14 protein-coding genes and 1 pseudogene are annotated in these 16131 nt (G+C 65.0%); 12 read left to right on the top strand and 3 right to left on the bottom strand.

The window, feature by feature from the left end:
* Positions 1-120 precede the first annotated feature (120 nt).
* Positions 121-702, bottom strand: a pseudogene (locus ACO6VM_RS15390) (LysE/ArgO family amino acid transporter); the annotation flags it as partial.
* 125 nt (positions 703-827) lie between these two features.
* On the opposite strand from ACO6VM_RS15390, the gene ACO6VM_RS15385 reads away from it, so the two are divergent.
* From ACO6VM_RS15385 to ACO6VM_RS15375, 3 genes are all read left to right on the top strand, one after another.
* Positions 828-1718, top strand: coding sequence for a LysR family transcriptional regulator ArgP (locus tag ACO6VM_RS15385; RefSeq protein WP_125462755.1), 891 nt, complete (start codon positions 828-830; stop codon positions 1716-1718).
* Between the two features lie 49 nt (positions 1719-1767).
* Complete coding sequence (locus tag ACO6VM_RS15380) at positions 1768-2763, top strand: NAD-dependent epimerase/dehydratase family protein (RefSeq protein ID WP_258705770.1); 996 nt, start codon at positions 1768-1770, stop codon at positions 2761-2763.
* Between the two features lie 87 nt (positions 2764-2850).
* Positions 2851-3672 (top strand): ATPase, encoded by an 822-nt coding sequence (locus tag ACO6VM_RS15375; protein ID WP_390967127.1) that lies wholly within the window; start codon positions 2851-2853, stop codon positions 3670-3672.
* Positions 3673-3747: 75 nt separating this feature from the next.
* On the opposite strand, the gene ACO6VM_RS15370 is transcribed toward ACO6VM_RS15375, so the two are convergent.
* Together ACO6VM_RS15370 and ACO6VM_RS15365 are read right to left on the bottom strand one after the other, a co-directional pair.
* A complete protein-coding gene (locus ACO6VM_RS15370; protein ID WP_258705771.1) occupies positions 3748-5220 on the bottom strand; it encodes an inorganic phosphate transporter in 1473 nt (490 codons plus the stop codon).
* 307 nt (positions 5221-5527) lie between these two features.
* Positions 5528-5734 carry a hypothetical protein gene (locus ACO6VM_RS15365; protein ID WP_390967128.1) on the bottom strand — a complete coding sequence of 69 codons (207 nt, stop codon included), beginning with the start codon at positions 5732-5734 and terminating at the stop codon, positions 5528-5530.
* Positions 5735-6309: 575 nt separating this feature from the next.
* On the opposite strand from ACO6VM_RS15365, the gene pcaR reads away from it, so the two are divergent.
* The 9 genes from pcaR to pcaC all read left to right on the top strand — a co-directional run bounded on the left by pcaR (position 6310) and on the right by pcaC (position 16061).
* Positions 6310-7179, top strand: coding sequence for a pca regulon transcriptional regulator PcaR (gene pcaR / locus ACO6VM_RS15360; protein ID WP_125857563.1), 870 nt, complete (start codon positions 6310-6312; stop codon positions 7177-7179).
* Positions 7180-7542: 363 nt separating this feature from the next.
* Positions 7543-8889: an MFS transporter gene (locus ACO6VM_RS15355; protein WP_422403509.1), complete on the top strand. Its 1347-nt coding sequence runs from the start codon at positions 7543-7545 to the stop codon at positions 8887-8889.
* A 319-nt stretch (positions 8890-9208) separates the two neighbouring features.
* Positions 9209-10069 carry a CoA transferase subunit A gene (locus ACO6VM_RS15350; RefSeq protein WP_125462761.1) on the top strand — a complete coding sequence of 287 codons (861 nt, stop codon included), beginning with the start codon at positions 9209-9211 and terminating at the stop codon, positions 10067-10069.
* Positions 10066-10845, top strand: coding sequence for a CoA-transferase subunit beta (locus tag ACO6VM_RS15345; RefSeq protein ID WP_401060673.1), 780 nt, complete (start codon positions 10066-10068; stop codon positions 10843-10845). The genes ACO6VM_RS15350 and ACO6VM_RS15345 overlap by 4 nt, the downstream gene beginning before the upstream one ends.
* Positions 10842-12047, top strand: coding sequence for a 3-oxoadipyl-CoA thiolase (gene pcaF / locus ACO6VM_RS15340; RefSeq protein ID WP_422403510.1), 1206 nt, complete (start codon positions 10842-10844; stop codon positions 12045-12047). The genes ACO6VM_RS15345 and pcaF overlap by 4 nt, the downstream gene beginning before the upstream one ends.
* Before the next feature lie 155 nt (positions 12048-12202).
* Entirely contained in the window at positions 12203-13492 is a 1290-nt protein-coding gene (locus tag ACO6VM_RS15335; protein ID WP_401060675.1) for an MFS family transporter, read from the top strand.
* Between the two features lie 9 nt (positions 13493-13501).
* Complete coding sequence (locus ACO6VM_RS15330; RefSeq protein ID WP_422403508.1) at positions 13502-14854, top strand: 3-carboxy-cis,cis-muconate cycloisomerase; 1353 nt, start codon at positions 13502-13504, stop codon at positions 14852-14854.
* 11 nt (positions 14855-14865) lie between these two features.
* Complete coding sequence (gene pcaD, locus ACO6VM_RS15325; RefSeq protein ID WP_422403507.1) at positions 14866-15657, top strand: 3-oxoadipate enol-lactonase; 792 nt, start codon at positions 14866-14868, stop codon at positions 15655-15657.
* Positions 15658-15668: 11 nt separating this feature from the next.
* Positions 15669-16061, top strand: coding sequence for a 4-carboxymuconolactone decarboxylase (gene pcaC / locus ACO6VM_RS15320; RefSeq protein ID WP_070093782.1), 393 nt, complete (start codon positions 15669-15671; stop codon positions 16059-16061).
* The last annotated feature ends 70 nt before the right edge of the window (positions 16062-16131 follow it).

Here is a 16131-nt window from a genome sequence, read left to right as displayed (position 1 = left end):
CCGCTTCGGCGCCACTTTCCTGGTGCAACACCCGGCTGCCCAGCTTGAGTTCCTGCTGGTTGCCGTCGACCAGCACCAGGCTCGCCGCCAGCACGCGCTTGAGCGGGAACTCCAGCAGGTAGCCGCTACCGCGAACATCATCACCGCCACCATCAGGTCCAGCATCCGCCAGGTCGCCGGCCGTGCCAGCCATGGCGCCAGCCACGCAGCGCCCACCGCCAGGGTGGTGAACCACAGCAGCGACGCGCTGGCGGCACCGGCCACGTAGGCGCCAGGCACGGTCTGCTGGGCGCCGAGCGAGCCGATCAGCAGCACCGTATCCAGGTAAACGTGCGGGTTGAGCAAGGTCACCGCCAGCGCGCTGAGCAGCACCGCGCGGCGCGAGCGCACGCCCTGGCCCTGCTGATGCTGCAGGCTTTGCTTGGAGCAGGCGCTGCGCAAGGCCTTGGCGCCGTACCAGATCAAAAACACCGCGCCGCCCCAGCGGGCCACCGCCAGCAGCGTCGGGTTATGCGCCAGCACCGTGGCCAGGCCGAACACCCCGGCGGCCACCAGCAGCGCATCGCAGACGATGCACAACGCCGCCACCGGCAGGTGATGTTCGCGGCGCAGGCTCTGGGCCAGGACGAAGGCGTTCTGCGCGCCGATGGCCATGATCAGGCCGAAGGCCACCAGCATGCCGTTCAGATAGCTTTGCCACATAGCGCCAACACTCCACTGACACCGGCACAGGGGCCGGTGTTGATTGCCAAGAAAGATGTGGCCATTGTGGCGCCCTCGGTTGTATAAGAAAAACAAATAGAGCTGATCACTCATTAGAGAAATCGATGTTCGACTATAAGCTGCTCGCCGCCCTCGCCGCGGTGATCGAACAGGCGGGCTTCGAGCGCGCCGCCCAAGTGCTGGGGCTGTCGCAATCGGCCATCTCCCAGCGCATCAAGCTGCTCGAGGCCAGGGTCGGCCAGCCGGTGCTGGTGCGGGCCACGCCGCCCAGCCCCACCGAGGTCGGCCGCCAGTTGCTCAACCATGTGCAGCAGGTGCGCCTGCTGGAGCGCGACCTGCAACGCCAGGTGCCGGCGCTGGACGAGGAGGGCATGCCTGAGCGCCTGCGCATCGCGCTCAATGCCGACAGCCTGGCGACCTGGTGGGCGGGGGCCGTGGGGGCGTTCTGTGCCGAGCAGCAGGTACTGCTGGACCTGGTGGTGGAAGACCAGGATGTCGGCCTCAAGCGCATGCGCGCCGGTGAAGTGGCGGCCTGCCTGTGCGGCAGCGAGCGGCCGGTGGCCGGGGCGCGGAGCATGCCGCTGGGGGCGATGCGCTACCGGGCGCTGGCCAGCCCCGCGTTCATGGCGCGCTACTTCCCCAACGGCTTCGAGGTGGCACGGCTGGCGCGCACGCCGGCGGTGGTGTTCGGCCCGGACGATTTCCTGCAGCATCGCTACCTGGCATCGCTGGGTATCCAGGACGGTTTCCTGCATCACCTGTGTCCTTCGTCCGAAGGTTTCCTGCGCATGACCGAGGCGGGCCTGGGCTGGGGGCTGGTGCCGGAGCGCCAGGTGGCCGAGCAGTTGAGCCGTGGCGAACTGGTGGAAATCTGCAGCGATACCCCCATCGACGTGCCGCTGTACTGGCATCATTGGCGCAACGGCGGGCAACTGCTCGCCCAGCTGACCGAGCACCTGCGCCATTCGGCGCGGGACTGGCTGGTGCCCTTGTAGGCCTGGCCGGCGTCTGCTGCATCTGAAATCTGGCAAGGCGGAGTGTTACATGCGAATTCTGGTCACCGGCGCGAGCGGCTTCATCGGCGGGCGCTTTGCGCGCTTTGCCCTGGAGCAGGGCCTGGAGGTACGGGTCAATGGCCGGCGGGCGGAGGGTGTGGAACACCTGGTCAAGCGCGGCGCGCAGTTCATCCCCGGCGACCTGGGTGACGCCGAATTGGCCCGGCGGCTGTGCCAGGGCGTCGATGCGGTGGTGCACTGCGCAGGAGCGGTGGGCAACTGGGGGCGTTACCAGGACTTCTACCAGGGCAACGTGGTGCTGACCGAGAACGTGGTCGAAGGTTGCATCAAGGAGCATGTGCGGCGCCTGGTGCACCTGTCGTCGCCGTCGATCTACTTCAATGGCCGTTCCCAGCGTGATATCCGCGAAGAGCAGGTGCCACGGCGCTTTCACGATCACTACGGACTGACCAAGCACCTGGCCGAGCAGAAGGTATTCGGTGCCCAGGAGTTCGGCCTGGAGGTACTGGCCCTGCGGCCTCGCTTCGTCACCGGGGCTGGCGATGCCAGTATTTTCCCGCGGCTGATGCGCATGCAGCGCAAGGGGCGTGTGGCGATCATCGGCAATGGCCTGAACAAGGTCGATTTCACCAGCGTGCACAACCTCAACGAAGCGTTGCTCAGCGCGCTGTTTGCCGAGGCGCCGGCGCTGGGGCAGGCCTATAACATCAGCAACGGCCACCCATTGCCGTTGTGGGATGTGGTGAACTACGTCATGCGCCAGATGCAGCTGCCGCAGGTCACCCGCTATCGCAGTTTCGGCCTGGCCTACAGCCTGGCGGCGGTCAACGAGGCCGCCTGCCTGCTTTGGCCAGGGCGCCCGCAGCCGACCCTGACGCGTACCGCGATGCAGGTGATGAGCAAGGACTTCACCCTCGACATCAGCCGCGCCCGCCAGTACCTGGACTACCGCCCGAAGACCGACACCTGGGCCGCGCTGGATGAATTCTGTCATTGGTGGAAAGCGCAACCGGGCAATCAGTGAACCTGCTGCCGGGATGATGGTCTGCAGTGCGCCGCCTTGGCGGTTTATACTCATGCCTCTTTGCTACCACAGTGGTTGAATGCACCCATGCGTAACGACGCCCACGACGATTTCGACGACGTGCCCGCCCTGCGCGCCGGCACCCAGGATGACGATGAGCTGTTGCCCGCCCATGTCGCGCGCAGCCGCCAGAAGGCCGCGCAGCCGCGCAGCAATGGCCCGCTATGGGCGTTGCTGGGCGCCTCGTTCATTGGCCTGGCCGGGCTGGGCTGGTGGAGTTTTCAGCAGATCTCGCTGTTGGAGCAGCAACTGGTGGCCACCCAGGAAAGCTTTGCCCGTATCAGCGAAGAAGCGGCCGGGCGCCTGCAGGCGATCAGCGGCAAGGTCGACGCCAGCGAGTCGACCAGTTCGACCGGCAGCGAAGCGTTGAAACTGCAGATCCGCCAGCTACAGGCCAACCTGGCCGAGCAGGGCAAGCAGCAGCAGGGCGTTGCCGGCCAGGCAGGCGACCTGGGCAAGCGCCTGGAACAGGTACTGGCGGATACCCGTGAGCAGCAGAAAGCCGTGACCGAGTTGCAGGGGCAACTGCAAGCGCAATTGAAGGCGGTGAATACGGAACTGGCGGCATTGAAGTCGGGCCAGCTCGACGGTGGCAAGCTCGATGGTCAGCTGAAGAGCCTGAGCAGCGAGGTGGAGGCCCTGAAGAAGCGCAACCCGAGCGCGGCGATCGAGAGCCTGGAGCAGGATGTGCTGGTGCTCAAGAGCCAGGCTGACAACCGTTCGGCGCAATCGGCCGGCGGCGCCTCGGTGCAAGAGTTCGATGCCTTCCGCGGGCAGACCACCCGCAGCATCAATACGCTGCAGAGTCAGATCCAGAACCTGCAGCAGCAGATCAACGCCCGTCCCTGATGCTTCTACTGCCGGGCGCTTGCCCGGAGCATGAAAAAAGGCGCCCTAAGGCGCCTTTTTTCATGCTAGCGGTGTTCAGCCAATGGCCTTGGAGGCCAGCCAGAACAGGCCGGCAGCCAGGCCCATCGTTGCCGGCAGGGTCAGCACCCAGGCCAGCAGGATGGTCTTCACGGTGCCGCCTTGCAGGCCGCTCTTGTTGGCGACCATGGTACCGGCCACGCCTGACGACAGTACGTGGGTCGTCGATACCGGCAGGCTGAAGATGTTGGCCATGCCGATGGCGCAGGCGGCGGTGATCTGTGCCGACATGCCCTGGGCATAGGTCATGCCCTGCTTGCCGATCTTCTCGCCGACGGTCAATACCACGCGCTTCCAGCCGACCATGGTGCCCAGGCCCAGGGCCAGGGCGACGGCGACGATCACCCAGAACGGCGCGTACTCGGTGGTGGCGGTGAGGTCTTTGCGCAGCTTCTCGAGGTCGGCCTTTTCGCGCGGCTCGAGGCCTGGCAGCTTGCCGACCTTCTTCGCCGTGTCGTCCAGGCACAGCAGGTAGCGGCGTACTTCAACGCGCTTTTCGGCGCTCAGGGCGCGGTAGTCGGTCACACCTTGCAGCGACGATTGCAGCGCGGCGATGGTCGGCTCGGTCTGCTGCGGGTTGCAGCTGAACTGCTCCGGCAAGTCGGCCGACTTGGCCTTGCCCAAGGCCAGGAACTCGCCCAGCGTCGCCGCATTGCGCTCGTAGAACTGGCTCATGTGCAGGGTGGCGTCGCGGGTGCGTTCGATCTGGTAGGTGGTGCTGTTCAGGTCGAGCACGAACTTGGCCGGAACGATACCGATCAGTACCAGCATGATCAGGCCGATGCCTTTCTGGCCGTCGTTGGAGCCGTGCACGAAGCTCACGCCCATGGCCGAGATCACCAGCACCAGGCGGTTCCAGAACGGCGGGTGCTTCTTGTCGTCGAGCTTGCGGCGCTGATCCGGGGTCTTGTGCATCTTCGACAGCGGGCGCCACCATTTCAGGCCCAGCAGCACCAGTGCGGCAACGGCGAAGCCGGCCATGGGCGAAAGCACCAGCGACATGCCGATATCGATCGCTTTCTGCCAGTTGACGCCATCGCCCAGCGGGATATCGCTGATCAGCGCATTGGCCAGGCCCACGCCGAGGATCGAACCGATCAGGGTGTGCGAGCTGGACGCGGGGATGCCGAAGTACCAGGTGCCCAGGTTCCAGGTGATGGCCGCGGCCAGCAACGAGAAGACCATGGCCAGGCCGTGGCCGGTGTTCACGTTGATCAGCAGCTCCACCGGCAACAGGTGGACGATGGCATAGGCCACGCCGACGCCGCCGAGCAGCACCCCGAGGAAGTTGAACACCCCGGAGAAGAATACGGCCAGGTGCGGTGGCATGGCTTTGGTATAGATGACAGTGGCTACCGCGTTGGCGGTGTCATGAAAGCCATTGATGAACTCGAAGGCGAGAACGAAGGTCAGAGCGAGCATCAGGCTCACGACGACCCAGGCATCCAGTCCGCTGAATAAATCGATCATGAAGGTTGTCTGGCGGTCTTTAGGGGGGCGGGATTATGCCAGAAAACCCTGCAAATCGATGCACCTGCCACAGAACGATGACGGATGACCGCAGGTTCAGGGTCGTGGTCGTTTGCCGGTTGCTAGCCGCGAACAGGCAGGGAAAAATCGCTAAATTCCCTAAAAATCAACGATTTGAGTGAAAGTCGTTGTGTGGGGATTCGCTCAAACGGCCGTATGAAATTTGTGAAAATCCATTTCATCCAGGGTGTTTCGGTAAAGATGCCGCCGCGCCGACGGTCGCTGACTGATGGCGCGGTGATGTCGCTCAGCTGCGTTCGTCGTCGCTGTGCAGATCCTTCTCCATCTTTTCCAGCTCCTGGGCGAACGCCTGGTCGCGAATGCTTGCGCGCTTGCGCCAGGGTTTACGTTCCGGGTCGGGTTGTGCGGCATAAGTGGTGACTTCGCCACCGTATACATCCTTGTAACGTTCAGCCTGTCGCTCGAGTTCCGCGCGCAGTTCTTCTTTCGTCACAGTCATACCTGAAGAGTTTGAAGTTTGGCATTGGCACAGACCTGCACATTGGATGTGCCGGCGTATGCGGCCAACGCGAAATGTCCGTCGCAGCGATGCCGGGGGTGGCAAGTTCAAGGGACGCTGAAAGTGCCGTTGTTCAACACCGGGCAAGCCAAACCAGGGCGGTGGCTTGAAGGTCATCAAGCGACGAAAGTTAGCTGATGGATCCACTTATCTGGCGGACAATCAACAGTAGCGATTATAGCAACAGCCGGAACGAAGGCCATCGTTCTTTTCCGCCCGCCGACAATGGCCTGCAAGTTGTTATGGTCAGCGCCATGTGAGTCTGTGGGCAGGCACTATAAGTTCAACCCGCCGGGTTTAAAGTTCAGCTCAGGACGGTTGAAATAAAAACGGCCTCGCGGGTGGGCGAGGCCGTTGCCTGGGACTTCTACGGTGGGTACCTGACCAGTCTCTCCAAAGAAGCCACATGTGGCAGGGGAAAGGTATAAGCAAAAGTGTCAGCGGTCAATTGCGATTATCGGCCGTTCGTTCGATAATCGCACGAACCAGCGTTTTTATGAGGTAGCTCCATGAGCGATGAAACCAGCGGCCCGGTGGCCAACGACCCCGCGCGCAGCACCACGCCGGCCATGGCCCCGCCGATCGTGGCGTCGGCGGCCAAGCGCATCCAGGCTTTCACCGGTGACCCGGACTTCATGACCTCTCTGGCCCGTGGCCTGGCGGTGATCCAGGCGTTCCAGGAACGCAAGCGCCACCTCACCATCGCCCAGATCAGCCACCGCACGGAGATCCCCCGGGCTGCCGTGCGCCGTTGCCTGCACACCCTGATGAAGCTCGGCTACGCGACGACCGACGGTCGTACCTATTCATTGCTGCCCAAGGTGCTCACCCTCGGCCACGCCTATTTATCCTCGACGCCGCTGGCGGTTTCCGCGCAGCCCTACCTGGACCGCATCAGCGACCAGCTGCACGAAGCGGCCAACATGGCCACGCTCGAAGGCGACGACATTCTTTACATCGCACGCTCGGCCACCGTCGAGCGGCTGATTTCGGTCGACCTGTCGGTTGGCGGGCGCCTGCCGGCCTACTGCACCTCGATGGGGCGCATTCTCCTGGCCGCGCTGGACGATGCCAGCCTGCACGAGTATCTGGACCGCGCCGACCTCAAGGCCCGCACCAGCCGTACCCTGCACGATGCGCAGTCGCTGTTCGCCTGTATCCAGCAGGTGCGCGAGCAGGGCTGGTGCGTGGTCGACCAGGAGCTGGAGCAAGGCCTGCGCTCGATTGCCGTGCCTATCTATGACGCCTCCGGCCAGGTGCTGGCGGCGCTGAACGTCAGTACCCATGTCGGGCGGGTCAGCCGCAGTGAACTGGAACAACGCTTCCTGCCGATCTTGCTGGCGGCCAGCCGGGATCTTTGCCATCAGCTGTTTGGCTGAGTGCGCAGTCATCCGTGGGAGTGGCGCAACGCCGCTCCCACAACAAGCCTTCGAATGCACCAGAATCGAACAGTACGAAAGTTTCCTGTTCGATAAACGCACAATGTCGTCTTCGACGAATTGCGCAGGCCCGGCCCGCTGATTAATGTCTGTCGCACAAGTCGGCTGTGCCGACCTGACAATAAAAACAGGCCAAAAAGGGCTCCTTCGATGAATACGCATCTTTTGCTGTCGCGGCCGCACCCGCGCACGCTACCGCTCAACTCCGGCTGAACCCAGTCCGCTGTTTCCCTGCGAAACTTATCGTTCCTGCGCTTTGCTGTACGCAGTAGCCTGCCTGCGCCTATCTTCCGGATAACAACAATGAACAAACCGCAATCAACCGTCGGCAACTGCCTCGACGTTCAGTCGTTCATCAACGACCAGCCACTGTCCCGGTATCAATGGCGCGTGGTGATTCTGTGCTTCTTGATTGTCTTCCTCGACGGCCTGGACACTGCCGCGATGGGCTTCATTGCCCCGGCGCTGTCCCAGGAGTGGGGGATCGACCGCGCCAGCCTCGGCCCGGTCATGAGTGCCGCGCTGATCGGCATGGTGTTCGGTGCACTGGGCTCCGGGCCGCTGGCCGACCGTTTCGGGCGCAAGGGCGTGCTGGTAGGCGCGGTGCTGGTATTCGGTGGCTTCAGCCTGGCCTCGGCCTACGCAACCAACGTCGACCAGTTGCTGGTGCTGCGTTTCCTCACCGGCCTGGGCCTGGGCGCGGGCATGCCCAACGCCACGACGCTGCTCTCCGAGTACACCCCCGAGCGCCTCAAGTCGTTGTTGGTGACCAGCATGTTCTGCGGCTTCAACCTGGGCATGGCCGGCGGTGGCTTCATCTCCGCCAAGCTGATCCCGGCCTACGGCTGGCACAGCCTGCTGGTGATCGGTGGCGTGCTGCCGCTGTTGCTGGCCGTGGTGCTGTTGGTCTGGCTGCCGGAGTCGGCGCGGTTCCTGGTCGTGCGCAACCGTGGTACCGACAAAGTGCGCAAGACCCTGGCGCCGATCGCACCCCAGGTGGTTGCCCAGGCGGCGAGCTTCAGTGTGCCGGAGCAGAAGGCGGTGGCAGCACGTAACGTGTTCGCGGTGATCTTCTCCGGCACTTACGGCCTGGGCACCGTGCTGCTGTGGCTGACCTATTTCATGGGCCTGGTGATCGTCTACCTGCTGACCAGCTGGCTGCCGACGCTGATGCGCGACAGCGGCGCGAGCATGGAGCAGGCCGCGTTCATCGGTGCGCTGTTCCAGTTCGGTGGCGTGCTCAGCGCGGTGGGCGTAGGTTGGGCCATGGACCGTTTCAACCCGCATAAGGTAATCGGCATCTTCTACCTGCTGGCCGGCGTGTTCGCCTACGCGGTGGGGCAGAGCCTGGGCAACATCACTCTGCTGGCGACCCTGGTGCTGGTGGCGGGCATGTGCGTCAACGGTGCGCAGTCGGCCATGCCGTCGCTGGCGGCGCGCTTCTACCCCACCCAAGGGCGTGCCACCGGCGTGTCGTGGATGCTCGGCATCGGCCGTTTCGGCGCGATCCTCGGTGCCTGGAGCGGGGCGACCTTGCTGGGGCTGGGCTGGAATTTCGAGCAGGTGCTCACCGCACTGCTGGTACCGGCGGCCTTGGCGGCCGTGGGGGTGGTGATCAAGGGGCTGGTTAGCCACGCCGACGCGACCTGAGGGACTTCTGGTGCAGCCTTTTCGCCGGCAAGCCCTGCGCAGTGGCGGAGGGCGCCGCCTGTGGGAGCGGCTTGAGCCGCGAAGCAAGCGACGCGGTGAATGGCACCGGCTTTGCCGGTGTTCGCGGCTGAAGCCGCTCCTACAGGGATCCTGCCGATTTGAGGCATATGGATAGCAGGATAACAAATGGTTCGATAATCGCACAAAAGTGCGATTATCGGATTGTAACCGCCCCGCCAGTCTCCTTAATCTGGGCCCATCGCAGCGACGCATGGGCCCGCTGCTCACCGACCCGGCTCGTCCTGACCAGGAGTCTCCAATGGCAGCAATCCTCTCGCTTCACGATGCCGTGAAGCAGTTCATCCAGGATGGCGACAGCGTCGCCCTCGAAGGCTTCACCCACCTGATCCCGACCGCCGCCGGTCACGAGATCATCCGCCAGGGCAAGCGCGACCTGACCCTGGTGCGCATGACCCCGGACCTGATCTACGACCAACTGATCGGTGCCGGCTGCGCGCGCAAGCTGATCTTCTCCTGGGGCGGCAACCCGGGGGTGGGTTCGCTGCACCGCCTGCGCGATGCGGTGGAAAAGCAGTGGCCGCATGCCATCGAGATCGAAGAGCACAGCCACGCCGACCTGGCCAACGCCTATGTCGCCGGCGCTTCCGGCCTGCCGTTCGCGGTGCTGCGCGCCTACGCCGGCTCCGACCTGCCCAAGGTCAACCCGTTGATCAAGAGTGTCACTTGCCCGTTCACCGGCGAAGTGCTCGCCGCCGTGCCGTCGGTACGCCCGGACGTCACCGTGATCCACGCGCAAAAGGCCGACCGCAAGGGCAACGTGCTGCTGTGGGGCATCCTCGGCGTGCAGAAGGAAGCGGCCCTGGCGGCCAAGCGCTGCATCGTCACCGTCGAAGAGATCGTCGATGACCTCAACGCACCTATGAACGCCTGCGTGCTGCCGACCTGGGCCTTGAGCGCGGTGTGCCTGGTACCGGGCGGTGCCCACCCGTCCTACGCCCACGGTTACTACGAACGCGACAACCGCTTCTACCAGGCTTGGGACCCGATCGCCCGCAACCGCGAAACCTTCAGCGCCTGGATCGACACCTACATCCGTGGCACCACCGACTTCACCGAATTCAAGGCCAAGCTGGCCAGCACCGCGGAGGCCGCGCAATGAGCTACTCCACTTCCGAAATGATGACCGTCGCCGCCGCCCGTCGCCTGCGCAACGGTGCTGTCTGCTTCGTCGGCATCGGCCTGCCGTCCAAGGCCGCCAACCTGGCGCGCCTGACCTCGTCGCCCGACGTGGTGCTGATCTACGAGTCCGGCCCGATCGGTGCCAAGCCCAGCGTGCTGCCGCTGTCGATCGGTGACGGTGAACTGGCGGAAACCGCCGACACCGTGGTGCCGACCGGCGAAATCTTCCGCTACTGGCTGCAGGGCGGGCGCATCGACGTGGGCTTCCTCGGCGCCGCCCAGGTAGACCGCTTCGGCAACATCAACACCACCGTGGTGGGTGACTACCACGCGCCGAAAACCCGCCTGCCGGGTGCCGGCGGTGCGCCGGAGATCGCCGGCTCCGCCAAGCAGGTGCTGATCATTCTCAAACAGTCGCCACGGGCGTTCGTCGACAAGCTCGACTTCATCACCTCGGTCGGCCACGGCGAAGGCGGCGACTCGCGCAAGCGTCTGGGCCTGCCGGGCGAAGGGCCGGTCGGCATCATCACCGACCTGTGCATCATGGAGCCGGAAGCCGGCACCCACGAGTTTGTCGTGACCTCGATCCACCCGGGCGTGACCCGCGAGCAGATCATCAACGCCACTGGCTGGGCGATCCGCTTTGCCGACGATGCCCAGGAAACTGCGGCGCCGAGCGAGGTCGAGCTGACCGCGCTGCGCGACCTCGAAGCCCGCACCGCCGCCGCCCATGGGCAAGTGGCAGGAGAAGCCTGATGCGTGAGGTATTCATCTGTGACGCCATCCGCACCCCCATCGGCCGTTTTGGCGGCGCCCTGGCCGGCGTGCGCGCCGATGACCTGGCGGCGGTGCCGCTCAAGGCGTTGATCGAACGTAACCCGAGCGTGCAGTGGGACCAGCTCGACGAAGTGTTCTTCGGCTGTGCCAACCAGGCCGGTGAAGACAACCGCAACGTCGCACGCATGGCCCTGTTGCTGGCCGGCTTGCCGCCGAGCGTGCCGGGCGTGACCCTCAACCGCCTGTGCGCTTCCGGCATGGATGCCATCGGCACCGCCTTCCGCGCCATCGCCAGCGGCGAGATGGAGCTGGTTATCGCCGGCGGCGTCGAGTCGATGTCGCGTGCGCCGTTCGTCATGGGCAAGGCCGAGAGCGGTTACTCGCGCAACATGAAGCTGGAAGACACCACCATCGGCTGGCGCTTCATCAACCCGCTGATGAAAGCCCAGTACGGCGTCGACGCCATGCCCGAGACGGCCGACAACGTCGCCGACGATTATCAGGTTTCACGTGCCGACCAGGACGCCTTCGCCCTGCGCAGCCAGCAGAAGGCGGGTGCTGCACAGGCCGCCGGCTTCTTCGCCGAAGAGATCGTGCCGGTGCGCATTGCCCATAAGAAGGGCGAGACCGTGGTCGAGCATGACGAGCACCTGCGCCCGGACACCACGCTCGAAGCACTGACCCGGCTCAAGCCGGTCAATGGCCCGGACAAGACCGTCACCGCCGGCAATGCCTCGGGCGTCAACGACGGTGCCGCCGCGCTGATCCTCGCCTCGGCCGAAGCCGTTAAGAAGCACGGCCTTACCCCACGTGCCCGGGTGCTGGGCATGGCCAGCGCCGGTGTGGCGCCACGGGTGATGGGCATCGGCCCGGTGCCGGCGGTGCGCAAGCTGACCGAGCGTCTGGGTGTGGCCGTGGCCGACTTCGACGTCATCGAACTCAACGAAGCCTTCGCCAGCCAGGGCCTGGCGGTGCTGCGCGAACTGGGTGTGGCGGATGATGCGCCGCAGGTGAACCCCAATGGCGGCGCCATCGCCCTTGGCCACCCGCTGGGCATGAGTGGCGCGCGGCTGGTGCTGACGGCGTTGCACCAGTTGGAGAAGACTGGCGGGCGTAAAGGCCTGGCGACCATGTGTGTCGGGGTTGGGCAGGGGTTGGCGTTGGCCATCGAGCGGGTTTGACCTGTACCGGCCTAATCGCGGGGCAAGTCCGCTCCCACGAAAACACCAATCAGGCAGCGTGGGAGCGGGCTTGCCCCGCGATGGGGTCGAGGCGGAACGAGTGTGTAACCAGGTATGTCTAGAATTACCTGTGACCCTCCAGGAGTAAACGCACCATGACCTCAACCTATTACACCGGCGAAGAACGCAGCAAACGCATCTTCGCCATCGTCGGTGCCTCGTCGGGCAACCTGGTGGAATGGTTCGACTTCTATGTCTACGCCTTTTGCGCCATCTATTTTGCCCCGGCCTTCTTCCCCTCTGACGACCCCACGGTGCAGTTGCTCAACACGGCCGGGGTGTTCGCCGCGGGCTTCCTGATGCGGCCCATCGGCGGCTGGATCTTCGGCCGCCTGGCCGACCGCCACGGGCGCAAGAATTCGTTGATGACCTCGGTGCTGATGATGTGTTTCGGCTCCTTGATCATTGCCTGCCTGCCGACCTATGCCAGCATCGGTGCCTGGGCGCCTGCGCTGCTGCTGTTGGCGCGGCTGATCCAGGGCCTGTCGGTGGGCGGCGAGTATGGCACCACAGCCACCTACATGAGTGAAGTGGCCCTGCGCGGCCAACGCGGCTTCTTTGCCTCGTTCCAGTACGTCACCCTGATCGGTGGCCAGTTGCTGGCGGTGCTGGTGGTGGTGATCCTGCAGCAGTTGCTGAGCGAAGAAGAACTGCGCGCCTACGGCTGGCGCATCCCGTTCGTGGTCGGTGCGGTTGCCGCGCTGATCTCGCTGGTGCTGCGCCGCTCCCTGGAAGAAACCAGCAGCGCCGAGACCCGCCAAGACAAGGACGCAGGCTCGGTCAGTGGCCTGTTCCGCAATCATGCCGCCGCCTTCATCACCGTGCTGGGCTACACCGCCGGCGGCTCGCTGATCTTCTACACCTTCACCACCTACATGCAGAAGTACCTGGTCAACACCGCCGGCATGAACGCCAAGAGCGCCAGTTTCGTGATGACCGGCGCGCTGTTCCTGTTCATGATCCTGCAGCCGGTGTTCGGCATGCTCTCCGACCGCATCGGCCGGCGTAACTCGATGCTGTTGTTCGGCGCCCTGGGCACGCTGTTCACCGTGCCGCTGCTGATGGCGTTGAAGACCGTGAGCAGCCCGTTCATGGCCTTCGTGCTGGTGACCCTGGCACTGTGCATCGTCAGTTTCTACACCTCGATCAGCGGCCTGGTGAAGGCCGAGATGTTCCCGCCGCAGGTGCGGGCGCTGGGGGTAGGGCTGGCCTATGCGATCGCCAACGCGATGTTCGGCGGTTCGGCCGAGTACGTGGCCCTGGGCTTGAAGACTCTGGGCATGGAGAACACCTTCTACTGGTACGTGACCGCCATGATGGCGGTGGCCTTCCTGTTCAGCCTGCGCCTGCCCAAGCAGGCGCAGTACCTGCACGATGATCACTAAGGACGTTGCATGAGCAACCAACTGTTCGACGCCTACTTCACCGCCCCGGCCATGCGCGAGGTCTTTTCCGATCGGGGCCGGCTGCAGGGCATGCTCGATTTCGAGGCTGCCCTGGCCCGTGCCGAAGCCGCCGCCGGGCTGGTGCCACACGCCGTGGTGCCGGCGATCGAGGCCGCCTGCAAGGCCGAGCGCTACGACGTGCGGGCATTGGCCGATGCCATCGCCACCGCCGGTAACTCGGCGATCCCGCTGGTCAAGGCATTGGGCAAGGTTATCGCCAGTGGCGTGCCCGAGGCCGAGCGCTATGTGCACCTGGGCGCCACCAGCCAGGACGCGATGGACACTGGCCTGGTGCTGCAACTGCGTGCGGCGCTGACGCTGATCGAAAGCGACCTCGGCACTTTGGCCGACACCTTGGCCCGCCAAGCCCTGCAGCATGCCGACACGCCACTGGTGGGCCGCACCTGGTTGCAGCATGCAACGCCAGTGACCCTGGGGATGAAGCTGGCCGGTGTGCTCGGCGCCCTGACCCGTCATCGCCAGCGCTTGAAGGAGCTGCGCCCGCGCTTGCTGGTGCTGCAGTTCGGCGGTGCCTCCGGCAGCCTCGCGGCGCTGGGCAGCAAGGCCTTGCCGGTGGCCGAAGCCTTGGCCGAACAGCTGCAACTGACATTGCCCGAGCAGCCCTGGCACACCCAGCGCGACCGCCTGGTGGAGTTTGCCTCGGTGCTGGGCCTGATCGCCGGCAGCCTGGGCAAGTTCGGCCGTGATGTCAGCCTGTTGATGCAGACCGAGGCGGGTGAGCTGTTCGAACCCTCCGCACCAGGCAAGGGCGGCTCCTCGACCATGCCGCACAAGCGCAACCCGGTGGGGGCGGCGGTGCTGATCGGCGCCGCGACCCGTGTGCCGGGGCTGGTTTCGACGTTGTTCAGCGCCATGCCCCAGGAGCACGAACGTAGCCTGGGCCTGTGGCATGCCGAATGGGAAACCTTGCCGGAAATCTGCTGCCTGGTGTCCGGCGCCCTGCGCCAGGCCCAGGTGATCGCCGAGGGTATGGAAGTGGACGCCCCACGCATGCGCCGCAACCTCGACCTGACCCAGGGGCTGGTGCTGGCCGAAGCCGTCAGCATCGTCCTGGCCCAGCGCCTGGGCCGCGATCGCGCCCATCATCTGCTGGAACACTGCTGCCAGCGCGCGGTGGCCGAACAACGCCACCTGCGCGCCGTGCTCGGTGACGAACCCCAGGTCAGCGCCGAGTTGTCCGCCGACGAACTCGACCGCCTGCTCGACCCTGCCCATTACCTCGGCCAGGCCCGTGTCTGGGTGGCGCGTGCCGTGGCCGAACATCAACGTTTCATTGCCTGAAGGAGACCGCTGTGGCGCACGTGCAACTGGCCGATGGCGTACTGCATTACCAACTCGACGGCCCGGCGCATGCCCCGGTGCTGGTGTTGTCCAACTCGCTGGGTACTGACCTTGGCATGTGGGACACGCAGATCCCGGCATGGAGCGAACACTTTCGCGTGCTGCGTTACGACACCCGTGGCCACGGTGCCTCGGTGGTCAGCGAAGGGCCGTACAGCATCGAGCAACTGGGTAACGATGTGCTGGCGCTGCTCGACGCGCTGGATATCCCCAAGGCCCACTTCGTCGGCCTGTCCATGGGCGGCCTGATCGGCCAGTGGCTGGGTATCAACGCAGGCGCCCGCCTGCTCAGCCTGACCCTGTGCAACACGGCGGCGAAAATCGCCAATGACGAGGTGTGGAACACCCGCATCGACACCGTGCTCAAGGGCGGCCAGCAGGCCATGCGTGACCTGCGCGATGCCTCCATTGCGCGCTGGTTCACCCCGGCGTTCGCCGCGGCCGAGCCGGCGATTGCCCAACGCATAACCGAGATGCTGGCGCACACCGCGCCTGCCGGTTACGCCGGCAACTGCGCCGCTGTGCGTGATGCCGATTTCCGTGACCAGCTCGAGCGCATCCAGGTGCCGACCCTGATCGTCGCTGGTAGCGCCGATGTGGTCACCACGCCAGAGCATGGCCGGTTCATGCAGGCTGGCATCCCGGGTGCCGATTACGCCGAGTTCCCGGCGGCGCACCTGTCCAACGTCGAGGTCGGTGCGCCGTTCAGTGACCGCGTGCTCGATTTTTTGCTGGCTCGCTGAGGACATACGCCATGGATGAAAAACAACGCTACGACGCCGGCATGCAGGTGCGCCGCGCGGTGCTGGGCGATGCCCATGTCGACCGCAGCCTGGAGAAGCTCAACGACTTCAACGGCGAGTTCCAGGAAATGATCACCCGCCATGCCTGGGGTGATATCTGGACCCGCCCGGGGCTGCCACGGCATACCCGCAGCCTGATCACCATTGCCATGCTGATCGGCATGAACCGTAACGACGAGCTCAAGCTGCACTTGCGCGCGGCGGCCAACAACGGCGTGACGCGCGAAGAGATCAAGGAAGTGATCATGCAGAGTGCGATCTACTGCGGTATTCCGGCGGCCAATGCCACCTTCCACCTGGCGGAGTCGGTGTGGGATGAGTTGGGGGTTGAGTCGCGGCAATAACGCCATCGAGGGGGGGGGGGGGGGGGGGAGGAAGGGGGGGGGGGGGGGGGGGGGGGGGGGAAGGGGGGGA

The sequence above is a fragment of the Pseudomonas sp. GZD-209 genome, assembly GCF_049310485.1.
Taxonomy (GTDB): domain Bacteria; phylum Pseudomonadota; class Gammaproteobacteria; order Pseudomonadales; family Pseudomonadaceae; genus Aquipseudomonas; species Aquipseudomonas sichuanensis.
Note: the sequence above shows the minus strand (reverse complement) of the source record. Positions and strands in the feature narration are given on the sequence as shown.